Source organism: Mesorhizobium sp. M2A.F.Ca.ET.043.02.1.1 (genome assembly GCF_003952405.1).
Lineage (GTDB): Bacteria > Pseudomonadota > Alphaproteobacteria > Rhizobiales > Rhizobiaceae > Mesorhizobium.
Genome location: NZ_CP034445.1, coordinates 2,030,001 through 2,045,246, shown reverse-complemented (window position 1 = coordinate 2,045,246; position 15,246 = coordinate 2,030,001). Strand labels below are relative to the sequence as shown.

The 15,246-nt window shown below is 64.7% G+C and carries 10 protein-coding genes; 8 read left to right on the top strand and 2 right to left on the bottom strand.

All coding sequences use genetic code 11. From position 1 onward, the window contains the following. The first annotated feature begins 41 nt into the window (after positions 1–41). The 7 genes from ptsP to EJ068_RS09665 all read left to right on the top strand — a co-directional run bounded on the left by ptsP (position 42) and on the right by EJ068_RS09665 (position 10,799). Positions 42–2,312: a phosphoenolpyruvate--protein phosphotransferase gene (ptsP, locus tag EJ068_RS09695; protein ID WP_126081087.1), complete on the top strand. Its 2,271-nt coding sequence runs from the start codon at positions 42–44 to the stop codon at positions 2,310–2,312. 139 nt (positions 2,313–2,451) lie between these two features. Further along, positions 2,452–3,531 (top strand): peptide chain release factor 1, encoded by a 1,080-nt coding sequence (gene prfA / locus EJ068_RS09690; protein ID WP_126081088.1) that lies wholly within the window; start codon positions 2,452–2,454, stop codon positions 3,529–3,531. After that, a complete protein-coding gene (gene prmC / locus EJ068_RS09685) occupies positions 3,524–4,402 on the top strand; it encodes a peptide chain release factor N(5)-glutamine methyltransferase (protein WP_126081089.1) in 879 nt (292 codons plus the stop codon). Before prfA ends, prmC begins: the two co-directional genes overlap by 8 nt. 304 nt (positions 4,403–4,706) lie before the next feature. Continuing rightward, the gene (locus tag EJ068_RS09680; RefSeq protein WP_127251154.1) at positions 4,707–5,732 is read left to right on the top strand and encodes a DUF4167 domain-containing protein; all 1,026 of its coding nucleotides are present in this window, start codon (positions 4,707–4,709) and stop codon (positions 5,730–5,732) included. 311 nt (positions 5,733–6,043) lie between these two features. Then, positions 6,044–8,650 (top strand): ATP-dependent chaperone ClpB, encoded by a 2,607-nt coding sequence (clpB, locus tag EJ068_RS09675; protein WP_127251155.1) that lies wholly within the window; start codon positions 6,044–6,046, stop codon positions 8,648–8,650. Between the two features lie 112 nt (positions 8,651–8,762). Then, positions 8,763–9,131 carry an MmcQ/YjbR family DNA-binding protein gene (locus EJ068_RS09670; RefSeq protein ID WP_127251156.1) on the top strand — a complete coding sequence of 123 codons (369 nt, stop codon included), beginning with the start codon at positions 8,763–8,765 and terminating at the stop codon, positions 9,129–9,131. A 129-nt stretch (positions 9,132–9,260) separates the two neighbouring features. Continuing rightward, positions 9,261–10,799 (top strand): L,D-transpeptidase family protein, encoded by a 1,539-nt coding sequence (locus EJ068_RS09665; RefSeq protein ID WP_127251157.1) that lies wholly within the window; start codon positions 9,261–9,263, stop codon positions 10,797–10,799. Here the strand turns inward: EJ068_RS09665 and EJ068_RS09660 are convergent. Next, positions 10,773–11,405, bottom strand: coding sequence for a TMEM175 family protein (locus tag EJ068_RS09660; protein ID WP_126064260.1), 633 nt, complete (start codon positions 11,403–11,405; stop codon positions 10,773–10,775). The genes EJ068_RS09665 and EJ068_RS09660 overlap by 27 nt on opposite strands. Positions 11,406–11,567: 162 nt before the next feature. On the opposite strand from EJ068_RS09660, the gene EJ068_RS09655 reads away from it, so the two are divergent. Continuing rightward, positions 11,568–13,121 (top strand): MFS transporter, encoded by a 1,554-nt coding sequence (locus EJ068_RS09655; RefSeq protein ID WP_128298054.1) that lies wholly within the window; start codon positions 11,568–11,570, stop codon positions 13,119–13,121. A gap of 100 nt (positions 13,122–13,221) precedes the next feature. On the opposite strand, the gene EJ068_RS09650 is transcribed toward EJ068_RS09655, so the two are convergent. Further along, on the bottom strand, positions 13,222–15,201 hold the full coding sequence (locus EJ068_RS09650; protein WP_189342587.1) for a M23 family metallopeptidase: 1,980 nt from the start codon (positions 15,199–15,201) through the stop codon (positions 13,222–13,224). Between the last annotated feature and the right edge of the window lie 45 nt (positions 15,202–15,246).

Sequence of the window (15,246 nt, the reverse complement as noted above, 5' to 3'; positions counted from 1 at the left end):
AAACTGCGGCGGGCGAAATGCCCATTGGAGAACAAGCCGCGATGCGTGATACGGCCGGTGGCCCGCGCGTTCTGCTCAAACGGCTTCGCGAGCTCATGCAGGAGCCGCTGGAGCCGCAGGAGCGGCTCGACCGTATCGTGCGCGACATCGCCTCCAACATGGTGGCGGAAGTCTGCTCGCTCTATGTGCTGCGCGCCGACTCCGTGCTCGAGCTCTACGCCACCGAAGGTCTGAACCCCAACGCCGTCCACCTGTCGCAGTTGCGGCTGGGGCAGGGCCTGGTCGGCACGATTGCCGCCAGCGCGCGGCCGCTCAACCTGTCCAACGCGCAGGAGCACCCGGCCTTCGCCTATCTGCCGGAGACCGGCGAAGAGATCTACAACTCCTTCCTCGGCGTGCCGGTGCTGAGGGCGGGGCGCACGCTGGGCGTGCTGGTGGTGCAGAACAAGACCATGCGCCATTATCGAGACGACGAGGTCGAGGCGCTGGAAACCACGGCGATGGTGATCGCCGAGATGATCGCCACCGGCGATCTCGCGCGCCTGACCCGGCCCGGGCTGGAGCTCGACCTGCGCCGCCCGGTGAGCTTCACCGGCCTTTCCTTCAACGAGGGCGTCGGCCTCGGCCATGTCGTGCTGCACGAGCCGCGCATCGTCGTCACCAACCTGTTCAACGAGGACAGCGAGGAGGAGGTGCGCCGGCTGCAGTCCTCGCTCGGCTCACTCAGGCTGTCCATCGACGACATGCTGGAGCGGCGCGAAGTCGCCTTCGAGGGCGAGCACCGCGAGGTGCTCGAGGCCTATCGCATGTTCGCCAATGACAGCGGTTGGGTGCGCCGGCTGGAAGAGGCGATCCGCAACGGCCTGACCGCGGAAGCGGCGGTCGAGAAGGTGCAGAGCGACATGCGCGCCCGCATGCTGCACATGACAGACCCTTATCTGCGCGAGCGGATGAGCGATTTCGACGACCTTGCCAACCGGCTCCTGCGCCAGTTGATGGGGCGCGGCCCCGAGGATGTCGCGGCCGCGCTGCCCAAGGACGCCATCATCGTCGCCCGTTCGATGGGCGCGGCCGAACTGCTCGACTATCCGCGCGACAAGCTGCGCGGCCTGGTGCTGGAGGATGGCGCCGCGACCAGCCATGTCGTCATCGTCGCCCGCGCCATGGGCATTCCCGTCGCCGGCCAGATGAAGGGCGCCGTTTCCATGGCGGAAAACGGCGACGCCATCATTGTGGACGGCGAGGAAGGGACCATCCACCTGCGGCCGCAGTCGGATCTCGAGGCCGCCTATGCCGAAAAGGTCCGGTTCCGGGCCCGACGGCAGGAAGTGTACCGGGAACTGCGCAAGAAGCCGTCGCTGACCAAGGATGGCGTTCCGGTCGATCTCCTGATGAATGCGGGTCTTGCCGTCGATCTGCCGCAGCTGACCGAATCGGGCGCCGCCGGCATCGGACTCTTCCGCACCGAATTGCAGTTCATGGTCGCCTCGACCTTCCCGCGCGCCGAGGCGCAGGAGCGGCTCTACCGCGACGTCCTCGATGCCGCGCGCGGCAAGCCGGTCACCTTCCGCACCATCGATATCGGGGGAGACAAGGTGCTGCCTTATTTCAAGGGCGCGATCCAGGAGGAAAACCCGGCGCTCGGCTGGCGCGCGATCCGGCTGACGCTCGATCGTCCCGGCCTGCTCAGAACGCAGATCCGGGCGCTGCTGAAAGCCAGCGGCGGCCGCGAGCTGAAGCTGATGCTGCCTATGGTGACCGAGCTGTCGGAGATCGCGCAGGCGCGCGAGATCATCGACCGGGAGGTCCGGCACCTGTCGCGCTTTGCCCATCACCTGCCCACCAGCCTCAAGCTCGGCGCGATGCTGGAAGTGCCCTCGCTCTTGTTCCAGCTCGACGAACTTATGAAGGCGGTGGATTTCGTTTCGGTCGGCTCCAACGACCTCTTCCAGTTCATGATGGCGGTCGACCGCGGCAACACGCAGCTTGCCGACCGTTTCGACACGCTTTCGGCGCCGTTCCTGCGGGTGTTGAAGACGATTGCCGATGCCGGCGTGCGCAACAACACGCCGGTGACGCTGTGCGGCGAGCTTGCCGGCAAGCCGATCTCGGCAATGGCGCTGATCGGCCTCGGCTTCCGCTCGATCTCGATGTCGCCGGCCTCGATCGGCCCGGTCAAGGCGATGCTGACAGAGCTGCCGCTGCAGGAGCTGAAAGACTTCTTCAAGGACAATCTGATGGCGCCCAGCCTGGGAACGCCGATGCGGGCGCTGCTGCAGGCGTTTGCCGACGACCGTTCTATTCCGCTATAGATTCACGTGAGGGCGGTCTGCAAATGGCGATTTTCTGCGCTCCCGGTGCTCATGTACCTAAATGTACATTCGGCTCCAGTTCTCGAAACTCGCCATTTTCGACTCGCCCTGACGTGAATTCCATCGAAGTTCGAAGACCATGATCAACCTGCCTCGCGACCGTATGGATCAAGTCGTCAAGCGTTTCGACATGCTCGAAGCGCAGATGGCGGCCGGGCCTGCCGCCGATCAATATGTCAAAATGGCTTCCGAATATGCCGACATCCAGGAGATGGTGGGCAAGATCCGGTCGTTGCGAGCCGCCGAGCAGGAGCAGGCGGATCTCGAGGCGATGCTCGCCGACAAGGCAACCGATGCCGAGATGCGGGCCCTGGCCGAGGCGGACCTGCCGGAGGTCGAGAGCCGCATCGAGGCGCTGCAGAAGGACATCCAAATCCTGCTCCTGCCCAAGGATGCGGCCGACGAAAGGAACGCCATCCTCGAAATCCGCGCGGGCACCGGCGGCGACGAGGCAGCACTGTTCGCAGGCGATCTCTTCCGCATGTATGAGCGCTATGCCGCCTCGCGCGGCTGGCGCTTCGAGGTCGTTTCGGCCAGCGACGGCGAGGTCGGCGGCTACAAGGAAATCATCGCCTCGGTGTCGGGCAAGGGCGTGTTCGCGCATCTGAAGTTCGAATCCGGCGTTCACCGCGTCCAGCGCGTGCCGGAAACCGAAGCCGGCGGGCGCATCCATACCTCGGCGGCGACGGTCGCCGTGCTGCCCGAGGCCGAGGAGGTCGATATCGACGTCCGGCCGGAGGATATCCGCATCGATACGATGCGCGCCTCGGGGTCCGGCGGTCAGCACGTCAACACCACCGACTCGGCGGTTCGCATCACCCACCTGCCAACCGGCATCATGGTGGTGCAGGCGGAGAAGTCGCAGCACCAGAACCGGGCGCGCGCCATGCAGATCCTGCGCGCGCGGCTCTACGACCTCGAGCGCAGCCGCGCGGATGAGGAGCGCTCTGAGTCACGCAAATCGCAGGTCGGGTCCGGCGACCGGTCGGAGCGCATCCGCACCTACAACTTCCCGCAAGGGCGCGTCACCGACCATCGCATTAACCTCACGCTCTACAAGCTCGACCGGGTGATGATGGGCGAGCTCGACGAGGTCATCGACGCGCTGATCGCCGACCATCAGTCGAAGCTGCTTGCCGATATGAGCCTCGATGGCTGATCGACTGCCCGCCGCGCTTGGCCCGCTGCTCAGGGCGGCGCGCGAACGTCTGGCCACCGCCGGCATTGACGATCCAGGGCTCGATTCCCGGCTGATCGTCGAACATTTTTCCGGCACGACCCGCACCCAGGCAATTGCCGACCCAGGGCAAAAGGTGGGTTCGGCGGCGCTTTCGGCCATCGAATCGGCCCTGAGGCGTCGCGTCGCAGGCGAGCCGGCGCACCGCATCCTCGGTTATCGCGAATTCTACGGCTTGCGCCTGTCGCTCTCACCGGAGACGCTTGAGCCGCGGCCGGACACCGAGACGCTGGTAGACGCCATTCTGCCTTTCGCCAGGACAACGGCGGAAAGGCTCGGCGAATGCCGCATTCTCGACCTCGGCACCGGAACCGGCGCCATCGCGCTGGCCCTGCTCAACGCCGTTCCGGTTGCCACCGCGACGGGCGTCGACATTTCACCAGACGCATTGGCGACTGCGGCCGGAAATGCCCGGGATCTGGGGCTCGGCGGGCGCTTCAAAGCCTTGCATTCCAACTGGTTCGAAAAAGTTTCGGGCTCCTACCATGTAATTGCCTCGAACCCTCCCTATATACCCAGTCGAGAGATTGGAAATCTGCAGGACGAGGTCCGCGATTTCGACCCGCACCGGGCCTTGGATGGTGGTGCGGATGGTTTGGACCCCTACCGGGTCATCGCCGCCGAAGCGGCAGGATTTCTGGAAACGCAAGGCAGGGTAGCGGTCGAGATCGGCCACACGCAGAAAAACGAGGTCAGCGGAATATTCGCGGCAGCGGGCTATGTGTTAACCGGAACACATCGCGACCTCGGCGGCAATGACAGAGTTCTGGTGTTTGAGCGGCGAAAGCCCTGATACAGCGCGAAAAAACCGCTTGGCAATATAAGGGAATGCAGTTAGGGTCCGGCTCAACCGGATGAGACGAAGCAGGCAGTGCTCCCAGCGATTCGGTTTTCCTTGGAAATAGCTGCCTTCTTGCGCAAACGACGCCCAAGCTTCGTGCGGGAATCGTCCGGCAAGTGATGTAACCGGAACAGGATGGCACGTGGCGCCAACGCAATTGATGCGGGCGAACGCCGGTGAAGAAACGAAACGGCTGGCTGCATGAGCGCCTCCGTTCGTGAAGAGTTTTTCGAAAATCCACTATGAAGAGAGTCTAATGAGGCCACAACAGCAGAACAGGCGCATGCGCGGTCGCAACAACAATGGCGGCGGTGGCAACAACAACAACCGCAAGGGGCCAAATCCCCTGACCCGCACCTACGAGAGCAACGGCCCGGACGTGAAGATCCGCGGATCGGCTCAACAGATCGCCGAAAAATACGCCACACTCGCCCGTGACGCGCAGAGCTCCGGCGACCGGGTGATGGCGGAGAACTATCTCCAGCACGCCGAGCACTACAATCGCATCATTGCCGCCGCGCAGGCGCAGATGCCGATCCAGAACGCCCAGCAAAACCGCGACGACTTCGACGACGATCTCGATGAGGATCGTGACGAGTTCGATTCTGTCGGCAACAGCAACGGCGGTGGAGCCGAGGCGCCGGCCGCGGCGAACGGCTCGGGGCCGCAGCCTGTGATCGAAGGCACGCCGGCGGAGCTCGCCTACAACCAGGAAAACGGCCGCGACAACAACCGGCGCGACAACAACCAGCGCGACAACCGCGACAACAATGGCCGCGACCGGCATCGTGACCGCCGCAACGGCGGCTACGGCCAGAACGGTCAGCGTGGCGACAACGGCCAGCGCGGCGAGCATGGCGGCCAGCAGCTCGACCAGAACCGGCGCAATGAGACCCCGGCGCAGCCCGAGGCCGCTGGAGAGGCCGGAACCCAGGCCGAGCAGACACCGCAGTTCGACAGTTTCTCGCCGGCAGCGCTCGCCGCACAGGCCGAGCTCAACGAAGCCGCCATGGACAATGGTGGCGGTCGCCGGCCGCGGCGTCCGCGCCGCCCGCGCGGCACCTATGCCGACCATGCCGGCAATGGCGAGCAGGGCGACCAGCCGCAGGGCGCAAGCCCCGAAAATTCAGGCGAAGCACACAATGCGACGAACAATGGCGGCGAGGCCGGCGCCAAGCCCGCCGAAGAGGCAAGGCCGGCAAGCGAGCCTGTCGCCAGCGAGCCGGCGCCGGTCGCCGGCGAAGCTCCCGGCGAGCCTGTGACCGCCGACGCGAACAACTGACACAAACGCCATTTCAGGCATTGCAAACGGCGGGGATCTTTCTCCGCCGTTTTCGTTCGCGCGCGGCTAAAGCGCGTCACGGCGCGCTTTAGGTCTCTTTGCTCGATGCATGTCGCTTGCCCCAAAACCGCCGCGCATTTTTGGGGCGACATGCGGTGGAATATTCTGCTTTGATCGACATCAAGGCGTCTTGAGGGACCGCACCCCATACACCATATCTCGGCTGAACAGGGCTCGGCTCCTATGAGCGGGTCCGTCACCGCAATCTGATCCGGTGCCGCAAAGCGGGCCGGTGACGGAAGGAGACAGATATGAATCTTGAAAAATACTCGGAGCGCGTGCGCGGCTTCATCCAGTCCGCGCAGACCATGGCGCTTTCGCGCAACCATCAGCAATTCACACCTGAACATATGCTTAAGGTGCTCGTCGACGATGACGAGGGCCTTGCCGTGTCCCTGATCGAGCGCGCCGGCGGCAATGCCCGCGACGTCAAGCTCGGCGTCGAGACGGCGCTCGAGGCCATGCCCAAGGTCGAAGGCGGCAATGGCCAGCTCTATCTGGCCCAGCCGCTCGCCAAGGTGTTCTCGACCGCCGAGGACCTGGCCAAGAAGGCCGGCGACAGCTTCGTCACCGTCGAGCGGCTGCTGCAGGCGCTCGTCATGGAGAAGTCGGCCAAGACCGCCGACATCCTGTCCAAGGCGGGCGTCACCGCGCAGGCGCTCAACCAGGCTATCAATGATATCCGCAAGGGCCGCACCGCCGACTCGGCCAGCGCCGAGCAAGGCTATGACGCGCTGAAGAAATACGCGCGCGACCTGACGGCCGACGCCCGCGCGGGCAAGCTCGATCCGGTCATCGGCCGCGACGACGAGATCCGCCGCACTATCCAGGTGCTGTCGCGGCGCACCAAGAACAACCCCGTGCTGATCGGCGAGCCGGGCGTCGGCAAGACGGCGATCGCCGAGGGCCTGGCGCTGCGCATCGTCAATGGCGACGTGCCGGAATCGCTGAAGGACAAGCAGTTGATGGCGCTCGACATGGGCGCGCTGATTGCCGGCGCCAAATATCGCGGCGAGTTCGAGGAGCGGCTGAAGGCCGTGCTCAACGAGGTCACCTCGGCCAGCGGCAACATCATCCTGTTCATCGACGAGATGCACACGCTGGTCGGCGCCGGCAAGGCCGACGGCGCTATGGACGCGTCCAACCTGTTGAAGCCCGCGCTGGCGCGCGGCGAGTTGCACTGCGTCGGCGCGACCACGCTCGACGAATACCGCAAGCATGTCGAGAAGGACGCCGCCCTTGCCCGCCGGTTCCAGCCCGTCTTCGTCGACGAGCCGACGGTGGAGGACACGGTCTCGATCCTGCGCGGCCTGAAGGAGAAATACGAGCAGCACCACAAGGTGCGCATTTCCGATTCTGCACTGGTGTCGGCAGCGACGCTTTCCAACCGCTATATCGCCGACCGCTTCCTGCCGGACAAGGCGATCGACCTGGTAGACGAGGCGGCGTCGCGGCTTCGCATGCAGGTCGATTCCAAGCCCGAGGCGCTGGACGAGGTCGACCGCCGCATCATGCAACTGAAGATCGAGCGCGAGGCGCTGAAGGTCGAGAAGGACGAGGCTTCGAAGGACCGGCTTGCCCGGCTGGAGAAGGAACTCGCCGGCCTCGAGGAGGAATCGACCGCGCTGACCACGAAGTGGCAGGCCGAAAAGCAGAAGCTCGGCCTCGCTGCCGACCTGAAGAAGCAGCTCGACGAGATGCGCAACGAACTGGCGATCGCGCAGCGCAAGGGCGAGTTCCAGCGCGCCGGCGAGCTTGCCTATGGCAAGATCCCGGAACTGGAGAAGAAGCTCAAGGAAGCCGAGGCCCAGGACGGCAAGACCGGCATGGTGGAAGAGGTGGTCACCCCTGACCACGTCGCGCATGTCGTGTCGCGCTGGACCGGCATTCCGGTCGACAAGATGCTCGAAGGGCAGCGCGAGAAGCTGTTGCGCATGGAAGACGAGATCGGCAAGCGGGTCGTCGGCCAGGGCGAGGCCGTGCAGGCGGTGGCCAAGGCTGTTCGGCGCGCCCGCGCCGGCCTGCAGGATCCAAACCGGCCGATCGGCTCGTTCATGTTCCTCGGGCCCACCGGCGTCGGCAAGACCGAGCTCACCAAGGCGCTGGCCAGCTTCCTGTTCGACGACGAGACGGCGCTGGTGCGCATCGACATGTCGGAGTTCATGGAGAAGCACTCCGTCGCCCGGCTGATCGGCGCGCCTCCCGGCTATGTCGGCTATGAGGAAGGCGGCGCGCTGACCGAAGCGGTGCGGCGCCGGCCTTACCAAGTGGTGCTGTTCGACGAGATCGAGAAGGCGCATCCGGACGTGTTCAACGTGCTCCTGCAGGTGCTCGATGACGGCCGGCTGACCGACGGCCAGGGCCGCACGGTCGACTTCCGCAACACGCTGATCATCATGACGTCGAACCTCGGCGCCGAATACCTGGTCAGCCTCAGCGACGACCAGGATGTCGATGCCGTGCGCGACGAGGTGATGAGCGTGGTGAAAGCCTCGTTCCGGCCGGAGTTCCTCAACCGCGTCGACGAGGTGATCCTGTTCCACCGGCTGCGCCGGCAGGACATGGACCGCATCGTCGAGATCCAGCTCAAGCGGCTGGAGAACCTGCTCGTCGACCGCAAGATCACGCTGTCGCTCGATCATGACGCGATCGAGTGGCTGGCCTCGAAAGGCTACGACCCGGCCTATGGCGCCAGGCCCCTGAAGCGGGTGATGCAGAAGGAGTTGCAGGACCCGCTGGCCGAGAAGATCCTGCTCGGTGAGATCCTCGACGGTTCGACCGTCAAGGTCACGGCGGGTTCCGATCGGCTGAACTTCCGCTCAAAGCCGACCGTGGTGGCGACGGAAGCCGCCGCCTGATCCGGGTCGAGCTTGAATGAACGCGAAGCGCGTCGCACCGGTGCGGCGCGCTTTGTTATTCCCGGTGACTGCGCATAATCGGCTGCCGATTCGGATAACCGGGAAGGACTCGATGAAGCTCGACGATTACAACGGCTTTTGCGCTTCATTGCCCGCCACGACGCATATCGTCCAATGGGGCGGCGCCCATGTCTGGAAGGTCGGCGGCAAGGTGTTCGCCATCGGCGGCTGGAACGACGGCGGCGAGCTTTTCGTCACCTTCAAATGTTCCGAGATGGCCTATGACGTGCTAAAGGATCAGCCGGGCTGCCGGCCGGCGCCCTATCTCGCTTCGCGCGGCATGAAATGGATCCAGCGTCAGACAAGCCAAAGCATGGATGATGCGGCGCTCAAGGACTATCTGCGCGAAAGCCACCGCCTGGTCGTGCTGAAGCTGACCAGACAGGCACGCAAGCAATTGGGGCTCGCGCAAACTGGCTGATGTTCCTCAAGGCACTGGAAATCCGCCATCTTCATGCCCGGTTCATGTTGGAACCTTAACTTGGGTAACTGGTTTGCTGGCGAAGATTCGCCCGTCAGAAGCCAGAGTCGACCGGAGAGCTTGACCCCCATGCTGCGCTTGATCTTTTCCCTATCGGCACTCGCGGCCGGGCTGGCGTCTTCCGGCGCGTTCGCCGCGCCGAGCGCGGATGGCCCGCAAGGCGTGCGCCCGGCTGAACGCGGCGTGCTGATGCTGGCCCAGGAAGGCAATATCGACATCTATTACGACGCCAGGGGCAATCGGGTGCTGGTCGATGCCGACACCGGCAAGGTCATCGCCATCCAGCCGCCGGGCAGCAGGCTCGACCGCCGCGCGCTTCGCCGGCAGATGCGCACGCAGGAGCTCGGCCGCGCGCCGGCCGAGGACGACGACCGCTACTATCTCGACAACCCCGAGGACATGGCCCGCTTTCGCCGGCGGCAGCTGGAGGAGAATGGCCGGGTCATCCCGCCGCCGGCCGACGAATACGATCCCAATAGCGGCGACAATTCCGTCGATGCCTATCCGCCGGCGCCCAACAATGACGAAGGCTACGCCACCACCTATCCGGAAGAGCCGAAGTCCAACACGATCAAGCGCCAGCCGCTGAACGAGGCGTCGATCGACCCGGAGCAGCCGGGCCAGGGCGAGGTGCTGCAGACCAATCCGGAGGCCTCGTTGCCGCCGAACACGGGCGGCAAGGCCAGTGTCGATCCGTCGCTGTCGCTCGGGGTGCGTCAGGATGTCGCCGCGCTGCAGGTGCTGCTCGATCGCGGCGGCGCCTCGCCGGGCGTGATCGATGGGCGCTTCGGCTCCAATGTCGACAAGGCGCTGGCCGCCTATAACGAAATAAACGGCACCAATCTCAAATCGACCGATGCGGTCGGCATCCAGGCGGCGCTCGCCCAGTCGGGCGGCGACGCCTTCGCTTCCTACACGATCACGCCGGAAGATGTTGCCGGCCCGTATGTCGCCTCGATCCCCGAGGACTACAGCCAGAAGGCCAAGCTCGACTGCATGTGCTACACCTCGGTCACCGAGGCGCTGGCCGAGCGCTTCCACATGGACGAGACCTATCTGAAGTCGATCAACAAGGGGGTGGACTTCAATCGCCCCGGCACGATGATCGAGGTCGCCAATTTCGGCAAGCTGGTCTCGACGCCGGTGACGCGCATCGTCGCCGACAAGACCAAGAAGGAAGTCTACGCCTATGATGGCAGCGGCAAGCTGGTCGCGGCCTATCCGGCCACCATCGGCTCGGCTGACACGCCGTCGCCGACCGGCATCCATGCCGTCTCGCGCATCGCGCTCGACCCGAACTACACCTACAACCCCAACATCAATTTCAAGCAGGGCCAGAACGACAAGATCCTGACTCTCCCGCCGGGACCGAACGGTCCGGTCGGCTCGGTGTGGATCGCGCTAGACAAGCCGACCTACGGCATCCACGGCACGCCCGATCCCTCCAAGATCGGCAAGACGGAGAGCCATGGCTGCGTGCGCCTGACCAACTGGGATGCACGCGAGCTTGCCAAGCTGGTGTCGCCGGGCGTCACGGTGGAGTTCGTCGGCGGACCGACAATCGCGGAGGTCGGCGGGACCTCAACCGATGAGTTTACGCAGCAGTGAGGCGCGCGGCGCCGCGGCATAGATGAGCTGCACCAGCAGGATGAAGCCGATGCTGAGCAGCGGCGTGATCAGACACAGCGCTGCGCCGACCGCCCATAGGGCCTGCGCCTTGACGATGCGATTGTAGACGGTGCGCCGCGTTTCAGCGTCGACGTCCTCGGCGATCATGCCGTTCCTGTCGGCATACCACCAACTGGCGAACAGCGTCGCGCCCAGCATCAGCAGGTTCAGCCAGTAGACCAGCACCGCGATCCTGAACTCGAGGAAATCGGCCAGCAGGTCGGTCGAGAAGGGCAATAGCGCTATAAAGGCAAGAAAGCACAGGTTGAGCGTCGCCAGCCTGCGGTCCGACTTCGCGATCAGGCCATGCTGCGCCTGCTGGCCGAACCAGAAGATGGTGAGCGTCAGGAAGCTCAGCGCATAGGTCAGAAAGCGTGGCGCGAGCGCGAGGATCGCTCCGAGCAACTCGCCTTCCGAGTGCACCGCCTCATGCGCCGGCACCCTGATCTCCAGCACGATCAGGGTCAGCGCGATGGCGAAGACGCCGTCGGTGATGCCGACGATGCGCCCGCGTCCTTCCGCCGACGGTTCGAGCGGCCGCTTCATGGCTTCCCCCTCCATACGTAATGTTGGAACCTAGCACGCGATCGGCGGTTTGCCTTCAAGATTGCCGTTCACCTCGCCACCCGACCAGTGCCATCTGGTTTCAAGAACAGCGATGCTCTGGCTTGTTGTTGCGCCCACGCAAGAGGGCTAAGCAGGGATCCCATGTCATCCGCGAGCGAAACCACGGCCGATTCGCATTCGCCCGCGCGCGCGAACGGCACGTTCTGTCCCCAGACGCAGCGCAAATTCGTGCTGGTGTCGGCAATCCTCGCCTCGGCACTCGGCTTCATCGACGGCTCGATCCTTGCGATCGCCATGCCGGCGCTGCGCGCCGACCTCGGCGCCAGCCTGGCGGAGGCGCAGTGGATTTCCAACGCCTATGCGCTGACGCTGTCGGCGCTCATCCTGGCGGGCGGCGCCGCAGGCGACCGGTTCGGGCTGCGGCGCGCCTTCGTGACAGGCATCGCACTGTTCATCGCCGCCTCGCTCGCCTGCGCGGTGGCTCCCGACCCGGCCATTTTGATCGCCTTCCGCGCCATCCAGGGCATCGGCGCGGCGATCATGGTGCCGGGCAGCCTCGCCATCATCGCCAAAGCCTATCCGAAGAAGGAGCGCGGCCGGGCGATCGGCATCTGGGCCGCCGCTTCGGCGCTGACCACGGCGCTCGGCCCCGTTCTGGGCGGCTTCGTTTTGACGACGTTCGGCAACGGGGTCTGGCGCGCGATCTTCGCCATCAACCTGCCGCTTGGGCTGATCTCTATCTATCTGCTTTTGGCCAAGTTGCCGGCCGACAAACCGACCGAAAAACGCAGCCTCGACCTTGGGGGCGCCGCGCTGGCGACGCTTGCCTTCGGCCTGCTCGCCTACGGGCTGACGGCCATGAATGCCGAAGGCGGCGGAATGCTGTCAACGCCCGCGATCGTTGCCGGTGTGGTCCTGCTCTTTGTCTTCATCGCTTATGAGCGCTGGCAGCGCGATCCGATGATCGATCTCGGCCTGTTCCGCATCCGCGCCTTTGCCGGCGCCAACCTGGCGACATTCTTCCTCTATTTCGCGCTGTCGGCCAATCTGTTCTACCTGCCGATGCTTCTGATCGCCGGCTGGAGGTTGAGCGAGGCCGAGGTCGGCTTCATCTTCCTGCCCTTGTCGGCATTGATCGCGCTCCTGTCCGGGCCGGTCGGCCAGTGGTCGGACCGGATCGGTCCGCGCTTTCCGATCGCCTGCGGCAGCATGTTCGTCGCCATCGCCTTCGCCGGCCTCGCTTTGCTCACGCATTTCGGCATCCACAATTTCTGGACCGGGACATTTCCGCTGATGGCGCTGATGGGCCTAGGCATGGCGCAAGTCGTGTCACCGTTGTCGACCGCGGTCATGACGTCCGTCGAGGACAAGGATACCGGCGCCGCGTCCGGCATCAACAATGCGGTCTCGCGCGTCGGCGGCCTGATCGCGGTGGCGGCGATGGGTTCGCTGGCGGCCTGGGTTTACGCGCGGATCATCGGCAATGCTTCCGGGGTGCCAGGTTTCGGCGAGCCGCCCGCTTCCGGGCTTGCGGCCAATCTCGACGCGGCCAGAGTGGCGGCAAGCGATTCGGCTTTCACCGCGGTCGCGGCGGTCACGGCGTTGCTTTGCGTGCTTTCTTCCCTTATCGCCTGGTTCACGGTTCCCGGACAGGCATCGCCCTGGCCGCGGCAGACAGACGAATCGCGCGATTAGAGCAATTCCAGGAAAAGTGTGAGCGGTTAGGCCCGTCGACTTCGCCGTAGCCTTCCGTCTGGAATTGCGTCGAAACAGGTGGAGCGGTTCCTGGAACTGCTTAGTTCGGAAGCTGCGAATCAGTCTTGGCGCTGGCGACCTTCAGCGAGTTGCCGTCTTCCTGCTTCAGAAGATCGTCGATGCGCTCGCGCTCTTTCTTGAAGGCCACGAGATCGTCACCCTTCAGCACCTTGCCGACCGGCAGGCGCACGCGCATTGAATCGACCTTGGTGCCATTGACGATGAGTTCGTAGTGAAGATGCGGGCCCGTCGACAGGCCGGTCTGGCCGAGATAGCCGATGACTTGACCCTGGCGGACATGGAGGCCGGGCTCGATGCCTTTGGCAAAAGCGCTCTGGTGGTTGTAGGACGTCTCGTAGCCATTGGCATGGCGGATGATGATCTGCTTGCCATAGCCGCCGGCCCAGCCGGCCTTTTCCACGACGCCATTGCCGGCCGCGATGATGGGCGATCCGATGGGGGCAGCCCAGTCCGTGCCGGTGTGCATGCGCACATAGCCCAGAATCGGGTGACGGCGCGCGCCGAAGCCGGAGGTGAAGCGCCCGTTGGGGAGCGGGTTGCGCAGCAGGAACTGCTTGGCGCTCGAACCGTTCTCGTCGAAATAGTCGGTGCTGCCGTCCTGCATCTGGAAGCGATAGAAATTCCGCGTCTGCCCGCCGAAGGTCGCCGACACGTAGAGAAGCTCGGAATTGTCGGAGGTCTGGTCGTCGCCGTCGGGCTGCGAGAACAGCACCTCCAGCCGGTCGGCCGGCGAAAGCCGCGACTGGAAATCGACGTCGGAAGCGAGAAGCTTGATCAGCTTCTGCGTCATCGCTTTCGACATGCCGTAGGAATAGGCGGTGCGATAGATGCCGTCATAGACATTGGGCAGGTTGCCGCGCACCACCACCGGCTGCGAATCATCGAACGCCGTCAAAAGCTCGGGATTTGGCTCCGGCTCCTGGGCCGGCACAAACTGGCCGCGGTCGTCGAGCGCGATGGTGACGATGTGCGTGGTCTTGTCATAGACGCTGGTGCGCACGACCTTGGCGATGTCGCCGCGCACTTCGAGGCCGACACGCAGCACCGTCCCGGCCTTGAGCGCCGTGGCGTTCAACAACTTGCCGATCGCTTCCGCCATGCCGGTGGCGTCAGCGCCGGTGTAGCCCGAATCGGCATAGGCCTCGGCGATATCGGTATCCTCGGTGAAGGGGATGATTTCCTCGGCGAAGGCCGGCGTCTGATCTTCCAGGGTGGCGCGCGGCGCCACCGAAACGTTTTCCTGGGTGATCTTCACGTCGTAGGAACCGGCCATCGATTCGGCGAAGGCGTCGCCGAATCGCTGCGGATCGACATAATGCAGCGCCGCCACCTGGACGGCGCCGTCGCTCAAGCCGTTGCTGGCGTCGCGAACCACCTTTTCCACCTCGTCGGCCGACAGGTCGCTCTTTTCGTCGAATGAAGCCGTCTCGATCGGGAAATCGACCGTCTTGAGGCTCATTTCGCTCTCGACCTTGGCGCCGTAGATCTGCGCGGCGGCCGCGGTGGCCGTTGCCGGCTGGGCGTTGTCGTCGCTGTCGTCGCCGAACACCTGCAACGGGTCGAAGGGCGGATAGGGGCGGTTGGTGGTGTGGCCGGCGGCCAAGGCCATCTTGATCTGCACGAAAGGCATGGTGTGGATAACGTCGCGGTCGCCGACCTTGGTGACCATCGACACTTCCATGCGCCGCCGGTCTTTTGCCCGGGCGATCTGGCGGGGTGCTACGAGCCTGGTGGTCTTTGCTTGCTCGCCGGAATCATCGCCGCCGCCGGCAAGACCGATGAGCTCGGCGATTTCCGGCGGAGTCGCCAATTGCTGGCGGCCATCAAGGGCGGCGAACAAGGCCACGCCCATCAACACGCTCGAGGTCACACCGGTGAGGAACGTGCCCGACAGCCAGCGCGCCGAGACCTCGCGGCGGTCAGGCGGACCGCTGCGGCCGTCCGCGATCAGCGGCGGCTCGTTGCCGAGTTCGGCTATGACCTCTTCGGTGTCCGGCATCCAGAAAGGCTGCTTCTTCCCCAGGCGAAACGGCTTGTCGTTCTC

Coding starts and splice junctions, on each gene's coding strand:
- EJ068_RS09655 (WP_128298054.1), top strand. CDS start 11,568: ATGTCATCCGCGAGCGAAACCACGGCCGATTCGCATTCGCCCGCGCGC.
- ptsP (WP_126081087.1), top strand. CDS start 42: ATGCGTGATACGGCCGGTGGCCCGCGCGTTCTGCTCAAACGGCTTCGC.
- EJ068_RS09665 (WP_127251157.1), top strand. CDS start 9,261: ATGCTGCGCTTGATCTTTTCCCTATCGGCACTCGCGGCCGGGCTGGCG.
- EJ068_RS09670 (WP_127251156.1), top strand. CDS start 8,763: ATGAAGCTCGACGATTACAACGGCTTTTGCGCTTCATTGCCCGCCACG.
- EJ068_RS09650 (WP_189342587.1), bottom strand. CDS start 15,201: ATGCCGGACACCGAAGAGGTCATAGCCGAACTCGGCAACGAGCCGCCG.
- EJ068_RS09680 (WP_127251154.1), top strand. CDS start 4,707: ATGAGGCCACAACAGCAGAACAGGCGCATGCGCGGTCGCAACAACAAT.
- EJ068_RS09660 (WP_126064260.1), bottom strand. CDS start 11,405: ATGAAGCGGCCGCTCGAACCGTCGGCGGAAGGACGCGGGCGCATCGTC.
- clpB (WP_127251155.1), top strand. CDS start 6,044: ATGAATCTTGAAAAATACTCGGAGCGCGTGCGCGGCTTCATCCAGTCC.
- prfA (WP_126081088.1), top strand. CDS start 2,452: ATGATCAACCTGCCTCGCGACCGTATGGATCAAGTCGTCAAGCGTTTC.
- prmC (WP_126081089.1), top strand. CDS start 3,524: ATGGCTGATCGACTGCCCGCCGCGCTTGGCCCGCTGCTCAGGGCGGCG.